Origin of the sequence: Balneatrix alpica DSM 16621 (assembly GCF_000619885.1) — a bacterium.
Classification (GTDB): Bacteria; Pseudomonadota; Gammaproteobacteria; order Pseudomonadales; family Balneatricaceae; genus Balneatrix; species Balneatrix alpica.
Map to the genome: position 1 here is coordinate 304,560 of NZ_JHUZ01000006.1, position 14,881 is coordinate 319,440.

At 54.0% G+C, this 14,881-nt stretch carries 15 protein-coding genes; 8 read left to right on the top strand and 7 right to left on the bottom strand.

Features of this window, described 5'->3' with window-relative positions:
• Positions 1 to 2: 2 nt before the first annotated feature.
• From Q334_RS0102010 to Q334_RS0102020, 5 genes are all read left to right on the top strand, one after another.
• Entirely contained in the window at positions 3 to 662 is a 660-nt protein-coding gene (locus tag Q334_RS0102010) for a hypothetical protein (protein ID WP_027311747.1), read from the top strand.
• A gap of 114 nt (positions 663 to 776) precedes the next feature.
• Positions 777 to 1,106, top strand: coding sequence for a DHCW motif cupin fold protein (locus Q334_RS20220; protein WP_081414298.1), 330 nt, complete (start codon positions 777 to 779; stop codon positions 1,104 to 1,106).
• A gap of 117 nt (positions 1,107 to 1,223) precedes the next feature.
• Entirely contained in the window at positions 1,224 to 1,613 is a 390-nt protein-coding gene (locus Q334_RS20225) for a GFA family protein (RefSeq protein ID WP_081414299.1), read from the top strand.
• Between the two features lie 204 nt (positions 1,614 to 1,817).
• Complete coding sequence (locus Q334_RS0102015) at positions 1,818 to 2,153, top strand: antibiotic biosynthesis monooxygenase family protein (RefSeq protein ID WP_027311748.1); 336 nt, start codon at positions 1,818 to 1,820, stop codon at positions 2,151 to 2,153.
• Between the two features lie 30 nt (positions 2,154 to 2,183).
• A complete protein-coding gene (locus tag Q334_RS0102020; protein WP_211249472.1) occupies positions 2,184 to 2,999 on the top strand; it encodes a BPL-N domain-containing protein in 816 nt (271 codons plus the stop codon).
• A gap of 491 nt (positions 3,000 to 3,490) precedes the next feature.
• Here the strand turns inward: Q334_RS0102020 and Q334_RS0102025 are convergent, their stop codons facing one another.
• Positions 3,491 to 4,741, bottom strand: a complete 1,251-nt coding sequence (locus Q334_RS0102025; RefSeq protein WP_027311750.1) for a type II toxin-antitoxin system HipA family toxin — start codon at positions 4,739 to 4,741, stop codon at positions 3,491 to 3,493.
• The gene (locus Q334_RS0102030; protein WP_004249763.1) at positions 4,738 to 5,043 is read right to left on the bottom strand and encodes a helix-turn-helix domain-containing protein; all 306 of its coding nucleotides are present in this window, start codon (positions 5,041 to 5,043) and stop codon (positions 4,738 to 4,740) included. Before Q334_RS0102030 ends, Q334_RS0102025 begins: the two co-directional genes overlap by 4 nt.
• Positions 5,044 to 5,273: 230 nt before the next feature.
• Here Q334_RS0102030 and Q334_RS17655 point away from each other — a divergent pair, with 230 nt between their 5' ends.
• Positions 5,274 to 5,477: a DUF3955 domain-containing protein gene (locus Q334_RS17655; protein WP_035460509.1), complete on the top strand. Its 204-nt coding sequence runs from the start codon at positions 5,274 to 5,276 to the stop codon at positions 5,475 to 5,477.
• An 82-nt stretch (positions 5,478 to 5,559) separates the two neighbouring features.
• Here Q334_RS17655 and pyk read toward each other — a convergent pair whose 3' ends face one another.
• The 5 genes from pyk to gcl form a co-directional block, all read right to left on the bottom strand.
• Positions 5,560 to 6,987: a pyruvate kinase gene (gene pyk, locus Q334_RS0102040; RefSeq protein WP_027311751.1), complete on the bottom strand. Its 1,428-nt coding sequence runs from the start codon at positions 6,985 to 6,987 to the stop codon at positions 5,560 to 5,562.
• Positions 6,974 to 8,254, bottom strand: coding sequence for a glycerate kinase type-2 family protein (locus Q334_RS0102045; RefSeq protein WP_027311752.1), 1,281 nt, complete (start codon positions 8,252 to 8,254; stop codon positions 6,974 to 6,976). Before Q334_RS0102045 ends, pyk begins: the two co-directional genes overlap by 14 nt.
• Positions 8,255 to 8,309: 55 nt before the next feature.
• The gene (locus tag Q334_RS0102050) at positions 8,310 to 9,197 is read right to left on the bottom strand and encodes a 2-hydroxy-3-oxopropionate reductase (protein ID WP_027311753.1); all 888 of its coding nucleotides are present in this window, start codon (positions 9,195 to 9,197) and stop codon (positions 8,310 to 8,312) included.
• Between the two features lie 10 nt (positions 9,198 to 9,207).
• Complete coding sequence (gene hyi / locus Q334_RS0102055; RefSeq protein WP_027311754.1) at positions 9,208 to 9,990, bottom strand: hydroxypyruvate isomerase; 783 nt, start codon at positions 9,988 to 9,990, stop codon at positions 9,208 to 9,210.
• Between the two features lie 158 nt (positions 9,991 to 10,148).
• Positions 10,149 to 11,924, bottom strand: a complete 1,776-nt coding sequence (gene gcl / locus Q334_RS0102060; RefSeq protein ID WP_027311755.1) for a glyoxylate carboligase — start codon at positions 11,922 to 11,924, stop codon at positions 10,149 to 10,151.
• Between the two features lie 321 nt (positions 11,925 to 12,245).
• Here gcl and Q334_RS0102065 point away from each other — a divergent pair, with 321 nt between their 5' ends.
• Entirely contained in the window at positions 12,246 to 12,680 is a 435-nt protein-coding gene (locus Q334_RS0102065) for a GlcG/HbpS family heme-binding protein (RefSeq protein ID WP_027311756.1), read from the top strand.
• Between the two features lie 178 nt (positions 12,681 to 12,858).
• Complete coding sequence (locus tag Q334_RS0102070; RefSeq protein ID WP_027311757.1) at positions 12,859 to 14,796, top strand: methyl-accepting chemotaxis protein; 1,938 nt, start codon at positions 12,859 to 12,861, stop codon at positions 14,794 to 14,796.
• The last annotated feature ends 85 nt before the right edge of the window (positions 14,797 to 14,881 follow it).

The window sequence follows — 14,881 nt, forward strand, 5'->3', positions numbered from 1 at the left end:
TTATGGATGAACTGGCGAAGGCGGTACAAAAAAAGTATATTGAAGATATAACCAAGAAGTATCCGCTTCATCGATTCCTTGTTATGTTTATGGTGATAACTTCATCATACATTTACTCCAAGGGTGATGACGTTCGAGTACTCTCTGAGCTACAGAATATAAAGTTAAGCTTTATCTTTGATTTTAACAAAGGCTTGCTTGCTTCAGTTGATTTCGAGCAATTGGTTATTGCCATTTTTATGTCGGGGATTATTGGTCACATATATTACAAAGTTAGCAGCATGTCATTCAATTTGCTGGCGAAAGTGTCTTCTTTTGATTCTTATATATCCAAAATTAAAGAGAAGGTTGACTCAAAAAAATCACAAGAGGAGGTTTTGAATTACTTTCTTGCTAAAGATGTTTCGAAAGAGCTTGAGGGGTTGAGAGTGAAATTGAAATCTTTTCATACCTGTTCTGAGGTTTTTCTTGTTGCTGCATTAATTATAGGGTGGGGATGGGGTTCTAATAATTACTTTGATTGGTTTTTAGTTTTGGTGCTGATGGTGACTGTTTTTTACAATATTTGGAAAGCTTTTCAATTCTATATTTCTGATTTCTTACCTTACTATATAACGGAACAAACATTGTTGGGGGCGACTGTTGACTTTGGTGATAAATAGGCATGTAACAAGTCACTCCACACGGTAATTTTACTCGCTACGCTCCCAAAATTCCGGTGAGTGAAGCGTTATGAAGTGTTTTTAAATGTATGAATGAAGCCTGCAAGGATAATTATGGAAATATATGAATTGCCATTCGGTGTCACAGATTGGTCATCTATAGAGCCAACGGAACATAAAGGTGAAATTGGTTCGGCATTATGGCGAACAAAACAGTTTGGGAGCATAAGAGTCCGTTTAGTCGAGTACACGCCGGGTTATTTAGCAGATCATTGGTGCGTTAAAGGTCATATTCTGTTTTGCATTGAAGGTGAATTAATAACAGAGTTAGATGATGGCAGGGTGTACATACTGAAACCGGGAATGAGTTATCAAGTAGGAGACAACGCTGAAGCTCATCGGTCATCAACAAATGTAGGGGCAAAATTATTTATTGTTGACTAATGTTGAAAAATCCGTATGGCGCATAACAAGGTGCTTAAATACGTTCCGGACCTATGGCCCTCCACTGCAACTGCCATTTAACAAAACATTATGAGTCAATCAAGCATCGAGGTAGAAATGATCACTGGTAGTTGTCTTTGTAGAAACGTGAAATACAAAATTTCTGGCAAGGTTGGCGATATCGTTCACTGTCATTGCGAAACTTGCCGGAAGGCCCATGGCTCAGCATTTTCGAGTGTGGCTGCGGTTGCAGACGCCGACTTTGAGCTGTCAGGTAATGAGCACTTAAAGTCATTTGAATCTTCAAAGGGTAAGCGCCGTTATTTTTGTGCGAATTGTGGTACGCAAGTCTACGCCAAGAGAGATGGCACTCAGCATATAATCTTGCGTCTAGGCTCTTTAGATGATGATCCAAAGTCTAAGGAAAGAAGTCACATATGGGTTTCTCAAAAAGCCAGCTGGTACTCGATAAATAGCAAATTATCTGAGCATTCTGAATTTGAATAAAAAATTCATAACAAGGGGCCAAGTGGAAGTCATAAAGATACGTTCGCTTCGCTCAACATTTTAGCAAACGTGTCGTCGCGCCTTAACGCAGCGTTATGTGTCCAAGCTACCCACAAACAATAGACACCTCCAGTATTAGCTTTACGCCTGCTAGGGAGATATAAGCTGGTTGACTTATCTAGAGTGAACAAATAGGAGAAGCCAATGGATGAAATCAGTGTGATTAATACCATTCAGGTGCCGGCAGGGATGGAGCAAGTGGCTGAGCAGGTGCGGGATGAATATGTGCGTTACTTTAAAAGTCAGCCGGGTTTTGTCCGTTCGCTATTTTATAAGTCGATTGAAACCGGCGAGGATGGCAGCCTGCAGTATGTCAATATTGTGGTGTGGGATTCGTTGCAGAGTTTTCAGCAGGTGGTGAATCTCGGGTTTGCCAATGCAGAAGGGGAGAATAGCGATGGTTATCGGGTATTGGGACGTGGTTTTCCCGAGCCGATCAAGGTGTCCCCTGGCCGTTATGTCAGCATCCGGGTCGATTAGCGGAGTGACATTCCGCGTACGTAGAGAGGGATGCCGATAGGCTCTCAGAGTGTGATAGGGCGGGTGGTGATGAACAGGATGGGGATGATAGTGCGCTTGGGCTCGATGCTGCTGAGCCTGCTCGTGAGTATGGAGTCGATGGCCGTAGTGAGTGCTGGGTCGGCACCTTATGCGCTCATCTACAATGGGCCTACGGCGGATGAGGCCAGCACAGAGGCGATTAGCGCGGTGGTGCAGCAGCTAGGTTTGCCGATTCGCTATATCAGTGAGCTAGAGACTTTGCCGAGCCTACTGCAGGAGGCGAAGGTGTTTGTGATTGGCGGCACCGATGATGATGTGGAGCCCTTATTACAGCGCTTTACGCCCACTTTGCGCGCTACGCTCAGAAGTTACTTGCAAGATGGTGGGCGTTTCCTGGGTATTTGTGGCGGGGCTTATCTGGCTTCCCTGGGGTGGCAGGAAGAGGAGCGTTTTGTCGAGGCGCTGGCCATCGTTCCTGCCCTGTCGGCGAGTTACGATGAGGATTTCGAGGCTAAAATTTACCCCGTGACTTGGCAGGGGGAGGCGCGTCAAATGTATTATCAGGCGGGCCCCAGCTTTACCTTGGAGGCGAGTGCGGACAGGGTAACCAAACTGGCTTATTACCAGGATCAGCAACTGGCCGCGTTGTTGAGCTCCTATGGACGGGGCAAGGTTGCAGTATCGGGACCTCATCCAGAGGCGCCGGCGTCCTGGCGGCATGAGGCGTATAACGGCGAGCAGATGGATAACAATATTGATCTGGCCCTGCAATTGTTGCAGGTGTTATTGGCTGATCAGCCCGTGCTGCAGTCTGCTACCGAGTAATCGGCTGTTATGGTGGTGCTTCGCACGTGAAAATCTGTGGTGTGACACTCGTGCTCCGGTTCTGCGTGGGAACGCCGGAAATTAGATCACTCTTCTGGGCTTTAAAGCTGTGGCCGCGTAAGTAAACTGCACTGTTTCACCCTACGCGTCCACAAGGCGCGAACTTCTGGGGTGAGTCGTCTGGTGGCGTAGGTTGGAAAAGCCGCAGGCGCCTTCCAACAGCGTTGTTATGCCAGATCGCCGATGCTCTGTGGTTTATCGTATCCATGCTCCTGCGTGGAGTCGCATACGGAACTTCGCTAACTCCTTGAGCTGGGGCGTAGGTTGGAAAAGCCGTAGGCGTTGATAGAGCGCGTTCATCTGGGCTTTGGCTGGTTCATAACCCTTTTACTGGTCATGCCATCTTATCTCTCGGTAGATCGTGGAATGATGAACTTGGGCTGCACGGGCAATCACGGCGGGAGAAGGTGCCTCCTGCACCGGATAGATCATCAAACGTTAAACGCTGATTGTTTCATTGCTTGCTCGGCTCGGCTGATCCCTAGTCGCTTAGCAACGGTTTGCCATTGCTTTACCGCCGTTAGTACTTCATCGTAAATTTGCGTGGCTTGGGTTTTCGAAAGTCGGAAGAAGTCTTTTACGTCAAAGGCTAATTGGTAGTCTAAAGCGTTGTCTGCATCCGAAATATTCAGATGCAGGCCATGCTTACCTACTATCGGGTTTACGTCATAAGCTGGAGATAACTTCCAGCCATTCTTTGTCAGTAAAAACCCATGGTTGCGCAGGTGATCGTCTGTGTTAGACACCGCAATATTAAACACGATACGACGCCATAACTGTGCTAAATCAGCTTCGGTTTGTGCACCAGAATTGCAAATAAATTCAGCAATCTCTAAGTAGCTGGCACCTTGAGATTGTTCACCATCATAGTATTGCAGTTGTGTCATGGCCGATGAAAAATGCAGCCGCTTTTCGCCGTCTCGGTCAAACCGTTTTGTTAAAAAGGTATGATGCTGTGACGAAAATTGCCTTATTTCACTTGGGAACATGTCAACTCCCGCCGCCAAAGCCAATTCATAACAGACCATCTCCCACGCCCCCACGTCATGGGTATCATTTAAATTGGGAAATTTGGCAATCCACAAGTGGCCTTGTTCATCTGTCACACAAGCCTTGGGCCTTGCACCACCTAATGATGAGCCTGGAGAAATCAGCATCTTCAGCCAGCGGTAATACTCATCACTGTCGATGTTATCGTCTTTTTCAATCTGCATTGCAGCGTGCTCTAGCTCTCGCAAAGAAGCCATTGGCGGCGCAGCAAATTCAGAATTGTCATCCAAAAAAGCATCCGATCCTGCTCGCTTAAATCGAATACCACCCATCCGGTAAGAGTCATGTACGCCCAGCAGGTAATCCAACTCGTTTAATCGACTTGTTGCACGAATACCCTTGCGCGCTTCAATGGCCGCACGCCGCTGCATTAAAATACGTCCCCATCTATCAGGCGATGAATCGAGAAATGCACGGAAGTTTTTATCGGCTTCATCGTTGTAGAGTTCACCGGAGTGAAGCGTCAGGATGGGATCAATTTGCAAGCGATAGGCTGAGCTTAAAAACGCTTTATCGTAGGTAAAACTAAACACGCCGCCTCGGCTTGTGTCGCTGTAAGAGAGCTGCCCTATTAGCAAAGGCACTTCAATTGGCTGCCAGTCGGCATAGACTTCGACGATTTCACGGCTCATCTTGAACCTTCCAGCAATTTTATGTTTTGCAGCTTGATACCCACTTCATCATGGGCGGCCATTTCTGCAAAGTTGCTTTCCATGCCAAGTACGGCCATAACCTTTAAGTAAGTGCCTATGGCAACGCCAGGATCACCTGCGAAGACTTTGTTCACGGTTTTATGATCAAAGCCTGTACGCTCACACAGCAGCTTTTTTGTAAAACCACGTCGCTTCATCGCCAACAGCAAGTCCTCACCAAAATGAGTCAGGATTTTGCGTTGCTTTGGAAACAGCACGTTGTGCAAATCGCGCTTAGCCATAACACCCACCACAGGGACTGTATCCCCACTATTCAGTCATTGAAGGGAATATAGTCCTGCTTATCTACTTAAACAACTACAGCGGTCAAAAAGTTGGACTATATTCCTATTTAATAGGAAAAAATGGTATTAATATCCCACTATTAAGTTTGTCTTGAGGATGGTTAGGGCGGTGGTATGAGGATCTGACTGCCGTCATCCACACAACACAGTAAAAAGAGGTAGTGAGTATGGCGCAGAAAAAATGGCGGTATTTGGCTGGGCTGTGTTGGGGTTTGGCGCTGCTGAGTGCGGCCAGTTATCACTGGATTGGTGTTGAAGTGGATAGTGAGGGGGTATTACGGGAGCCCTTTGGTTTGATTCCGCTGACTTGGTTGTTGCTCCTGCTGGGGAGTGTGGCTGGGCTGCTGAGCCTGTGGCGCGGGCGGGGGTGAGGCTGTTGCAATCCATCAACGGTTGCCAGCCATAAAAAAGGGCAGCCGAAGCTGCCCAAGCCACCAGGGTTAAGGTCAAAACTCAGGGAGTGGTGGGCTCCAACTGTTCAATCTGCAGCATATTGGTGGTGCCGGGCTGGCCAAAGGGGATGCCAGCGGTAATGACGATGCTGTCACCGGCTTGCCCTAGGCCCAATTGCCGCACCGCTTGCTTGGCGGTATCCGCCAGGTTGCTGACTTCGGCATAGCTGGGCTGGTGCAGGGAGTAGACTCCCCAGGCCAGGGCCAAACGGCGGGCGGTGCGCAGGTTGGGGGTGAGGCTGAGAATCGGCACCTGCGGACGCTCACGGGCGGCACGTAAACTGGTGCTGCCACTGCTACTGAAATTAACCAGGGCACTCAGCGGAAGAATCCGCGCAATGCGGCGAATGGCGCAGCTGATGGCATCGGCACTGGTGGGCTCGGCACCGGGGTGCTGGGCATCCAGTTGGGTGCGGTAGGCTGGGTCACTTTCTACCTGACGAATCACTTTGCTCATCATCTGTACTGCTTCCAGCGGGTAATGTCCGGAGGCGGTTTCGGCGGATAGCATCACGGCATCGGCCCCTTCAAACACGGCATTGGCCACATCGGTTACTTCGGCGCGGGTAGGGGCAGGGGAGAAGCGCATGGACTCCAGCATCTGGGTGGCGACCACCACCGGTTTACCCTGCAGGCGGCAGCGCTGAATAATGCGCTTTTGCAGGCGTGGCAGGGTTTCGGCGGGTAGCTCTACTCCCAGATCACCACGCGCTACCATCACCGCATCGGACAGTTCGATAATGGCGTCCAGCTCGGTAATGGCGGAGGGTTTTTCAATCTTCGCCAGCAGGAAGGCGCGTTCACCAATAATGTTCCGGGCTTCCCGCATGTCCTCGGGCCGCTGCACAAACGACAGCGCTACCCAATCCACTCCAATTTGCAGGCCAAAGTCGAGGTCGGCGCGGTCTTTGCTGGTGAGGGGGCTGAGCTCCAGCAGGGCCTCGGGCACATTCACCCCTTTGCGGTCGGAGAGCTCGGCGGGGTTTTGCACTTCGGTAATGGCGGATTCCGGATTGGCATCAATGACTTGCAGGCGAATCTTGCCATCATCCAGCAGCAGCTGCATGCCGGGGCGCAGGGCGGCCAGAATTTCCGGGTGGGGTAAGCACACCCGCTGTTGGTCGCCGGGGCTGGGGTCTAAGTCCAGGCGTAGCAATTGGCCCTTTTCTAAATCCACTTTGCCATCTTTAAAGGTGCCAATGCGCAACTTGGGCCCTTGCAGATCCATCAGTGCCGCCAGGGGTTGGCCCAGCTCAACTTCGGCCTGACGAATCCATTGCAGGCGGGTAGCGTGATCCTGATGGCTACCGTGGCTGAAGTTGAGGCGAAAGACGTTGACGCCTGCTTGGGCCAGGGCCAACACATCCGCTGCATTGCGGGTGCTGGGGCCAAGGGTGGCGACAATTTTGGTAGCTTTAAGCTTGCTCATGGTCAGCGTCCAGAATCAGGATGGCTCGAAAATCATTAACGTTGGTACGGGTCGGCCCGGTCATCAGCAGGGCGTCCAGGGCGGCGAAGTAACCATAGCCATCGTTATTGGCGAGGTAGGCTTCGGCATCCAGTCCCAGTTGCTGTGCTTTAGCAAAGCTGGCGGGAGTCATCAGGGCGCCGGCATTGTCCTCGGAGCCATCGATGCCATCGGTGTCGGCGGCCAGGGCATAGATGCCGGGGCTGCCCTTGAGGCTGGCGGTCAGGCTGAGCAGAAACTCGGCATTGCGTCCGCCGCGGCCTTGGCCACGCACGCTGACGGTGGTTTCACCCCCGGAGAGGATGACGCAGGGCGGCTGGATGGGCTGGCCATGCAGGCGTACCTGCTTGGCAATGCCAGCATGGACTTTGGCCACTTCGCGGGATTCCCCTTCCAGATCACCCAGAATAAGCGGGGTAATGCCCTGGCGTTGGGCGTAGTCGGCTGCCGCCTGCAGCGATTGCTGCGGGGTGGCGATCAGGGTGAAGTGGCTGCTGTTTAAGCAGGGGTCACCGGCTTTGATGGTTTCTGATTCGCTGCTCTGCAGCCAGTCCCGCACCGGTGCGGGGATGTCGATTTGATAATGCTGCAGAATGGCGAGTGCCTGGGCTGAGGTGGTGGGGTCGGCCACACTGGGGCCGGAGGCAATCACACTGGCCTCGTCACCGGGCACGTCGGAAATGGCATAGGTGTAAAGCTTGGCCGGATGACAGGCCTTGGCCAGGCGGCCGCCTTTGATGGCGGACAGGTGCTTACGCACGCAGTTCATCTCGCTGATGCTGGCGCCGGAGCGCAGCAGGGCCTTGTTGATCTGCTGTTTGTCCGCCAGGGTCAGGCCGGGGGCGGGCAGGGCGAGCAGCGAGGAGCCACCGCCGGACAGCAGAAAAATAACCGTATCGTCCGCGCTGAGGTTGGATACCAGCGCCAAGACTTCTTTGGCGACCGCTTCACCGGCGGCATCGGGCACCGGGTGGGCGGCTTCCACCACTTTGATTTTTTGGCAGGGGGCACCATGGCCATAACGGGTCACCACCAGGCCACTCAGCTCACCCTGCCATTCCTGTTCGATGGCGGCGGCCATCGCGGCGGCGGCCTTGCCTGCGCCTATCACCAGCGCCCGTCCGCTTTTATCAGCGGGGAGATGGGGGGCGAGTACCTGGCGTGGATGGGCGGCATTGACGGCTTCGCTAAAGAGTTGGCGCAAAAAGGCGGTGGGGTCGTGCAGCATGGTGTTCTCCTGCGGGGCAAAGGCTGACCCTGGGGGTCAGCCAGACTCGGGCCGATCAGTCACGAATAGAGTGATTGGCCATGTGTTCCAGTGCCTTGATCATAGCTGAGTGATCCCAATTGGCACCGCCCAGGGCCGCACAGGAGTTAAACAATTCCTGCGCGGTGGCGGTGTTGGGCAGGCTCAGCTGCAGTTGGCGGGCACCGCTGAGGGCCAGGTTGAGGTCTTTCTGGTGCAGGCTGATGCGGAAGCCTGGGTCAAAGGTGCCCTTCACCATCCGCTCACCGTGTACTTCCAGAATCTTGGAGGAGGCAAAGCCGCCCATCAGCGCTTCCCGGACTTTGGCGGGGTTGGCGCCGGCCTTGGAGGCAAACAGCAGGGCTTCGGCCACGGCCTGGATATTGAGCGCCACGATAATCTGGTTGGCGACTTTGCAGGTTTGTCCATCGCCATTGCCGCCCACCAGGGTGATGTTTTTACCCATCACTTCAAACAGGGGTTTGGCACGGGCAAAGCTGTCTTCTTCACCGCCCACCATAATGGTCAGGGTGGCGGCCTTGGCGCCCACTTCGCCACCGGATACCGGGGCATCCAGATACTGGGCGCCGGTGGCGTTGATACGTGCGGCAAAGTCTTTGGTGGCGATCGGTGAGATGGAGCTCATGTCGATCACCACTTTGCCAGCGCCTACGCCGGAGGCCACGCCGTATTCGCTAAAGAGGACGTCTTCCACCTGGGGGGTGTCGGGCACCATGACGATGATAAATTCCGCTGCCTCTGCCACGGCGCGTGGGTTGGGGCAGGCAAAGCCATTGCTGCCGAGCAGGTCGGCGGGGGCGGCTTCATAATGTTCAGAGAAATAAAGGGTATGACCGGCCTTTTGCAGGTTTTGCGCCATGGGCTTGCCCATGATGCCGGTGCCGATAAAGCCAATGTTGCTCATGCGATGCTCCTTAGATCTGCTTGTAGGTGCGTAACCAGCCAAGGCCGGCTTCGGTGGTGGTGGCGGGCTTGTATTCACAGCCAATCCAGCCGCCGTAGCCGAGGCGGTCGATAAAGTCGAACAGGAAGGCGTAGTTGATTTCGCCGCTGCCAGGTTCATGGCGGCCAGGGTTGTCGGCCAGCTGAATGTGCTGGATGGCGGCCAGATGGGTCTCGATGGTGCGGGCCAGATCGCCTTCCATAATCTGCATGTGGTAGATGTCGTATTGCAGGAACAGGTTGCTGCTGCCCACCTGCTCACGAATCGCCAGCGCCTGGGCGGTGTTGTTGAGGAAGAAGCCGGGAATATCGCGGGTGTTGATCGCTTCCATCACCAGGCGAATACCGGCCTGCTCCAGTTTGGCGGCGGCGTATTTGAGGTTGTCCACCAGGGTGGCTTCGGCGGTTTTGGCGCAGGCACCGGCAGGTAGAATGCCAGCCAGGCAGTTGACCTGGGTATTGCCCAGCACCTTGGCATAGGCGATAGCCTGATCGACCCCGGCGCGGAACTCTTCCACCCGCTCAGGGAAGATGGCAATGCCGCGCTCGCCCTTGGCCCAGTCGCCGGCGGGCAGGTTAAACAGCACCTGGGTCAGCTGGTGTTTGTCCAGCTCGGCGGCAATGGTCTCGGCAGCAAAATCATAGGGGAACAGGTACTCAACCCCTTTAAAACCGGCTTGGGCGGCGGCGCCAAAACGTTGGATAAAGTCTTGCTCGGTAAAGAGCATGGATAGGTTGGCGGCGAGTTTGGGCATGCTAGCTCCTCGTTGTTGGAGTTGGGGCTCATCCCCCCCGGCCAGGGCCTGACTCGCGAGTGAGGGAAATCCTGGCGGGGGAAGATGAGGTTCGCGATCTGGCTGATCAGAAGCCCAGCGGTGGCCTGGTCCGCCGCCGCTGTGCTTGCTCCCCCTGATCAGTCCAGCAGAGCGATGGCGGTGGGGGCATCCTCAGCCCCTTCGGCCAGCGCCTCGAACTCGTTGACGGCGTTGATTTCGGTACCCATGGCAATGTTGGTGACCCGTTCCAGAATGACTTCTACTACGACTGGCACCTGGAATTGCTCGGCCATTTGCTGGGCCTGCTGCAGCGCAGGTTGAATCTCTTCCGGTTTGAATACGCGGATGGCTTTACAGCCCAGGCCCTCAACCACGGCCACATGGTCGACGCCATAGCCGTTCAGCTCGGGGGCGTTGATGTTCTCGAAGGACAGCTGTACGCAGTAATCCATCTCAAAGCCGCGTTGCGCCTGGCGAATCAGCCCCAGGTAGGAGTTGTTCACCACCACATGCACATAGGGCAGCTTGAATTGGGCGCCGGCGGCCAGTTCTTCGATCATAAACTGGAAGTCATAGTCACCGGACAGCGCTACTACCTTGCGCTTGGGATCGGCGGCACAGACCCCCAGGGCGGCAGGAATAGTCCAACCCAGCGGGCCCGCCTGACCACAGTTGATCCAGTGGCGTGGCTGGTAAACGTGCAGGAATTGCGCCGCGGCAATCTGCGACAGACCTATGGTGCTGACGTAGCAGGTGTCTTTGCCGAAGACTTTGTTCATCTCTTCATAGACGCGCTGGGGTTTGACCGGCACCGCATCGAAGTGGGTTTTGCGCAGCATGGTGCGCTTGCGCTCCTGGCAATCGGCCAGCCATTCGTTGCGTTGTGGCAGTTTGCCTGCTGCTTTCCACTCTTTGGCGATGGCAACAAAGTGCTCCAGTGCGGCCTTGGCATCGGAGACGATGCCGTAATCCGGGGCAAATACCCGACCAATCTGGGTCGGCTCAATATCCACATGCACAAAGGTGCGGCCTTCGGTATAGACCTCCACCGAGCCGGTGTGGCGGTTAGCCCAGCGGTTACCAATACCCAGCACAAAGTCAGAGGAAAGCAGGGTGGCATTGCCATAACGGTGTGAGGTTTGCAGACCAACCATGCCCGCCATCAAGGGGTGATCGTCAGCAATACAGCCCCAACCCATCAGGGTCGGCACCACTGGCACCTGCACCAGCTCGGCAAACTCCTGCAACAAGGCGGCGGCATCGGCATTGATCACACCGCCACCGGCAACCAGCAGCGGACGTTCAGCGGCGAGTAGCATCTGCATCGCTTTTTCGACCTGCTTGCGGCTGGCAGCAGGCTTGTAAACCGGCAGGGGCTCGTAGGTTTCTGGATCGAATTCGATTTCCGCCATCTGCACATCAAAGGGCAGGTCGATCAGCACCGGGCCGGGACGGCCAGAGCGCATCAGATGGAAGGCCTGTTGGAAGGCGCGAGGCACCTGGGCGGGTTCCATTACGGTGGTGGCCCATTTGGTCACGGGCTTGGCGATTTCCTGGATATCCACCGCCTGAAAGTCTTCTTTGTGCATCCGCGCACGGGGGGCCTGACCGGTGATGCACAGAATCGGAATCGAATCCGCGCTGGCGGAGTAGAGGCCGGTAATCATGTCGGTGCCGGCGGGGCCGGAAGTGCCAATACAGACACCGATATTGCCGGCGGTGGCGCGGGTATAGCCCTCTGCCATATGGGAGGCCCCCTCGACATGACGAGCCAGAATGTGGTCGATACCGCCAATTTTATTCAGAGCGGCATACAGGGGGTTGATGGCCGCACCCGGTACTCCGAATGCCAGCTCGACGCCTTCACGTTTCATTACTTCAACGGCGGCTTCAATTGCCCTCATTCTAGCCATAATATGTACCTCAAATAATTTAAGATTGTGTACAAAATTTAAGTTGATCGGATTATATGCACGTCCTGACTTGGCGGTCAACTTAGGGAATATCCTTAATTTGTTTGGTTGCAGGAAGAGTGGGTTAAAATTTACCAGCTGGTAAGGCTTGGTTTTGCTGGGATTGTCTTGCAAGGTGATGCTGAAGAGCGTATTAATGTTTCTAAATAACTATAAATTTGTATGCAATAAGAGTTTGTTTTTGTTTTAAGTAGATCTAACTTTGCATACAGCTGCCGCTGCCTTGGGACCCTTTTCGTTTTACGTTAGGAGATGCCGAAGATGGCCGTATTAACCCTCGAAATGGCCCTGCTGATGAGTCAGGCTGCCTTTGCCAAAGCTAAGCAGTTAGGCACTGCCCCTTTAACGGTGGCGGTCTTGGATGCAGGAGGTCAGTTAGTGAATTTGCAGCGTCAGGATGGCTCCAGTCTGCTGCGCCCCCAGATTGCCATGGGTAAAGCCTGGGGGGCGTTGGCGCTGGGTAAAGCTTCCAGACGCTTGGGTATGGATGCAGAGCTGCGCCCGGCTTTCTATGCGGCCTTAAATGCCATGAGTGGCGGCCAGGTGGTGCCAGTACCGGGTGGCGTGCTGATTCGGGATGCCGCCGAGCAGGTGATAGGTGCCGTAGGGATCAGTGGTGATACCTCGGATATTGATGAGAGCTGTGCGATTGCTGGGGTGGAGGCCTTGGGGTTATTAGCCGATGCAGGACGTTAAGCTGGGTTGCCCTTGTCGATTGCCCACTTGTCATGCATCTACACTAGGCAGGCTTGCACGAAGAAAGGACTCTTCTACCTTTATTGCTGTGTGTTAAGCACAAGCCAGGAAGAAAAATAACACTTGCCCACTCATGTAAGTGGGCAAGGCTCTCCAAAGAGATGTGGCTGGAGGCGCTATGCTGGGCAATTTATCGATACAGAATCGACTGATATTAGCGATGGGGGTGGTATTAACCATTGCTCTCTTGCTGACGGGGGGAATGACCCTCTATCAGGCTCGTACTGTGATAGAAGAGCGGGTGCTGGAAAAAGAGTTACCGAATCAGCTGCAGGCCCAGGTTGCGGGTTTGGAGCAGCAAATAGAGCGAATTGTCAGCGGTGGCGTGCAGTTAGCCAACAACCGCTATCTGCTCGACTGGTTAAGTCAGGGTGAGCCGGAGGCCGGCAAAGCGCAGGTTTTGGCTCAGCTGAAACAGGTTAAGGAAACCCTGGGGGGGATCGTCGCGTTTTTGGTGACGGTGGATAAACGCAATTACTTTACTCAGGATGGCTTGCTAAAGCAGGTGAGTGATTCTGACCCCCGCGATGGTTGGTTTAAGGCCTTCGTTAACTCCGGCTTACCCTATGAGCTGAGTCTGGATTATGACGAAAAGAGTCAGACCATGGTGGCCTTCCTCAATTACCGCATGACCGATGCCAGTGGCAAAACCCTGGCGGTAACAGGGATTGGTGTCACCCTGGCGGACATGATCAAACTGGTGACAACCCATCAGCTTGGTGCAGGTGCCCAGACCTTTTTGGTGGATGCCCAGGGATTGATCAAGATTCACTCCCAGGCGGATTTGATCAACAAAACCAGTTTGAGCGGCTTACCCGGTTTAGCTGCCAGCCAAGGTAAATTGCTTAATCAGCCAGGCTTTCAAGTACACCCTTACAGCGGCAAAGCCGGTGCCGCCCTGTTGGCGACCCAGGCAGTACCCAGTTTGGGCTGGTACCTGGTGGCAGACTTACCCCGTAGCCTGATCTTTACGGAATTGGATAGCGCGTTCTTTAGCATCGGTGCGCTGGTACTGATTGTGGCGTTGTTGCTGTTGATTCCGGTGGCCTTGGTGAGCCGTCGGGTGGTGGCGCCGATTCGTGAAGTGGCGGACTTGCTGCATAACATCGGTGAAGGTGAAGGCGACTTGCGCCAACGCTTGAAGGTGCACTCTGCGGAAGAGCTGGCTCGTTTGGGCAATGGCTTTAACAGCTTTGTCGAAAAAATTCGTGGCACTGTGGTGCAGGTCGATCAGGTTGCGCGGGAAATGGGCCAGACCGTGGGCTCTGTTACCCGGAGTGCATCCTCCACGATCAGCGATGTGGATCAGCAGCAGGCGCGGATGATTCAAATGGCGAGCGCCATTGAGGAAATGCGCGCCACGGTGCAAAACATTGCCGATAGTGCTGGCAGTGCATCGGCCACCAGTGCCGATGTGCGCAAGCAGACCGACCGTGGTCTGAGTGTGGTGGATGAATCCCTTGGCTCAATTAATGGCCTGTCAGGCGAAATCACCCATGCCAGTACGGCGATTGATCAACTAGCCAAGTACGTCAGTGATATCAGTAACCTGTTGGCGGTGATCCGTGATGTGGCGGAGCAAACGAACCTACTGGCCTTGAACGCAGCGATTGAAGCGGCGCGGGCCGGTGAGCAGGGGCGGGGATTTGCGGTGGTGGCCGATGAGGTGCGTGGCTTGGCTACCCGCAGTAATAACCTGACGGATGAAATCCAGGGCATTATCGGTCAACTGCAAAAAGGCGCGAAGGATGCGATTGCCGCGATGGAAAAAGCCCGGGATGGCAGTAGCCGTAGTGTGGAATTAACCAAACGCGCCAGCAGTGCCTTTAAATCCATCAGTGATGCGATTGAATCCATCAGTGAGATCAATGCCCAAGTGGCAGAGGCACTTAGTCAGCAGTCGCAAGGGGTAGAGGAAATTTCCATGAATGCCCAGGCGATTAGCGAAACAGGGGAACGCACTAAGGATGCGGCCGGGCATACCGCCAGTGCCTGTAAAGAGCTGGAGGCCATGTCTAATCAACTGGTGAAAGGTATGGGGCAATTCCGTTTCTAAGTTTGCTCCGATGCTGATGTTTTATCCTTGACGGGCCCTGCGGGGCCCGTTTTGTTCGTTAGCTAGATAGAGAAGAAAGGAATAA

Coding starts and splice junctions, on each gene's coding strand:
- Q334_RS0102025 (WP_027311750.1), bottom strand. CDS start 4,741: ATGAGCCGTGAAATCGTCGAAGTCTATGCCGACTGGCAGCCAATTGAA.
- gcl (WP_027311755.1), bottom strand. CDS start 11,924: ATGGCTAGAATGAGGGCAATTGAAGCCGCCGTTGAAGTAATGAAACGT.
- Q334_RS0102045 (WP_027311752.1), bottom strand. CDS start 8,254: ATGCTGCACGACCCCACCGCCTTTTTGCGCCAACTCTTTAGCGAAGCC.
- hyi (WP_027311754.1), bottom strand. CDS start 9,990: ATGCCCAAACTCGCCGCCAACCTATCCATGCTCTTTACCGAGCAAGAC.
- Q334_RS17655 (WP_035460509.1), top strand. CDS start 5,274: ATGGCGCAGAAAAAATGGCGGTATTTGGCTGGGCTGTGTTGGGGTTTG.
- Q334_RS0102065 (WP_027311756.1), top strand. CDS start 12,246: ATGGCCGTATTAACCCTCGAAATGGCCCTGCTGATGAGTCAGGCTGCC.
- Q334_RS0102030 (WP_004249763.1), bottom strand. CDS start 5,043: ATGGCTAAGCGCGATTTGCACAACGTGCTGTTTCCAAAGCAACGCAAA.
- Q334_RS0102020 (WP_211249472.1), top strand. CDS start 2,184: ATGCCGATAGGCTCTCAGAGTGTGATAGGGCGGGTGGTGATGAACAGG.
- Q334_RS0102010 (WP_027311747.1), top strand. CDS start 3: ATGGATGAACTGGCGAAGGCGGTACAAAAAAAGTATATTGAAGATATA.
- Q334_RS0102015 (WP_027311748.1), top strand. CDS start 1,818: ATGGATGAAATCAGTGTGATTAATACCATTCAGGTGCCGGCAGGGATG.
- pyk (WP_027311751.1), bottom strand. CDS start 6,987: ATGAGCAAGCTTAAAGCTACCAAAATTGTCGCCACCCTTGGCCCCAGC.
- Q334_RS20220 (WP_081414298.1), top strand. CDS start 777: ATGGAAATATATGAATTGCCATTCGGTGTCACAGATTGGTCATCTATA.
- Q334_RS0102050 (WP_027311753.1), bottom strand. CDS start 9,197: ATGAGCAACATTGGCTTTATCGGCACCGGCATCATGGGCAAGCCCATG.
- Q334_RS0102070 (WP_027311757.1), top strand. CDS start 12,859: ATGCTGGGCAATTTATCGATACAGAATCGACTGATATTAGCGATGGGG.
- Q334_RS20225 (WP_081414299.1), top strand. CDS start 1,224: ATGATCACTGGTAGTTGTCTTTGTAGAAACGTGAAATACAAAATTTCT.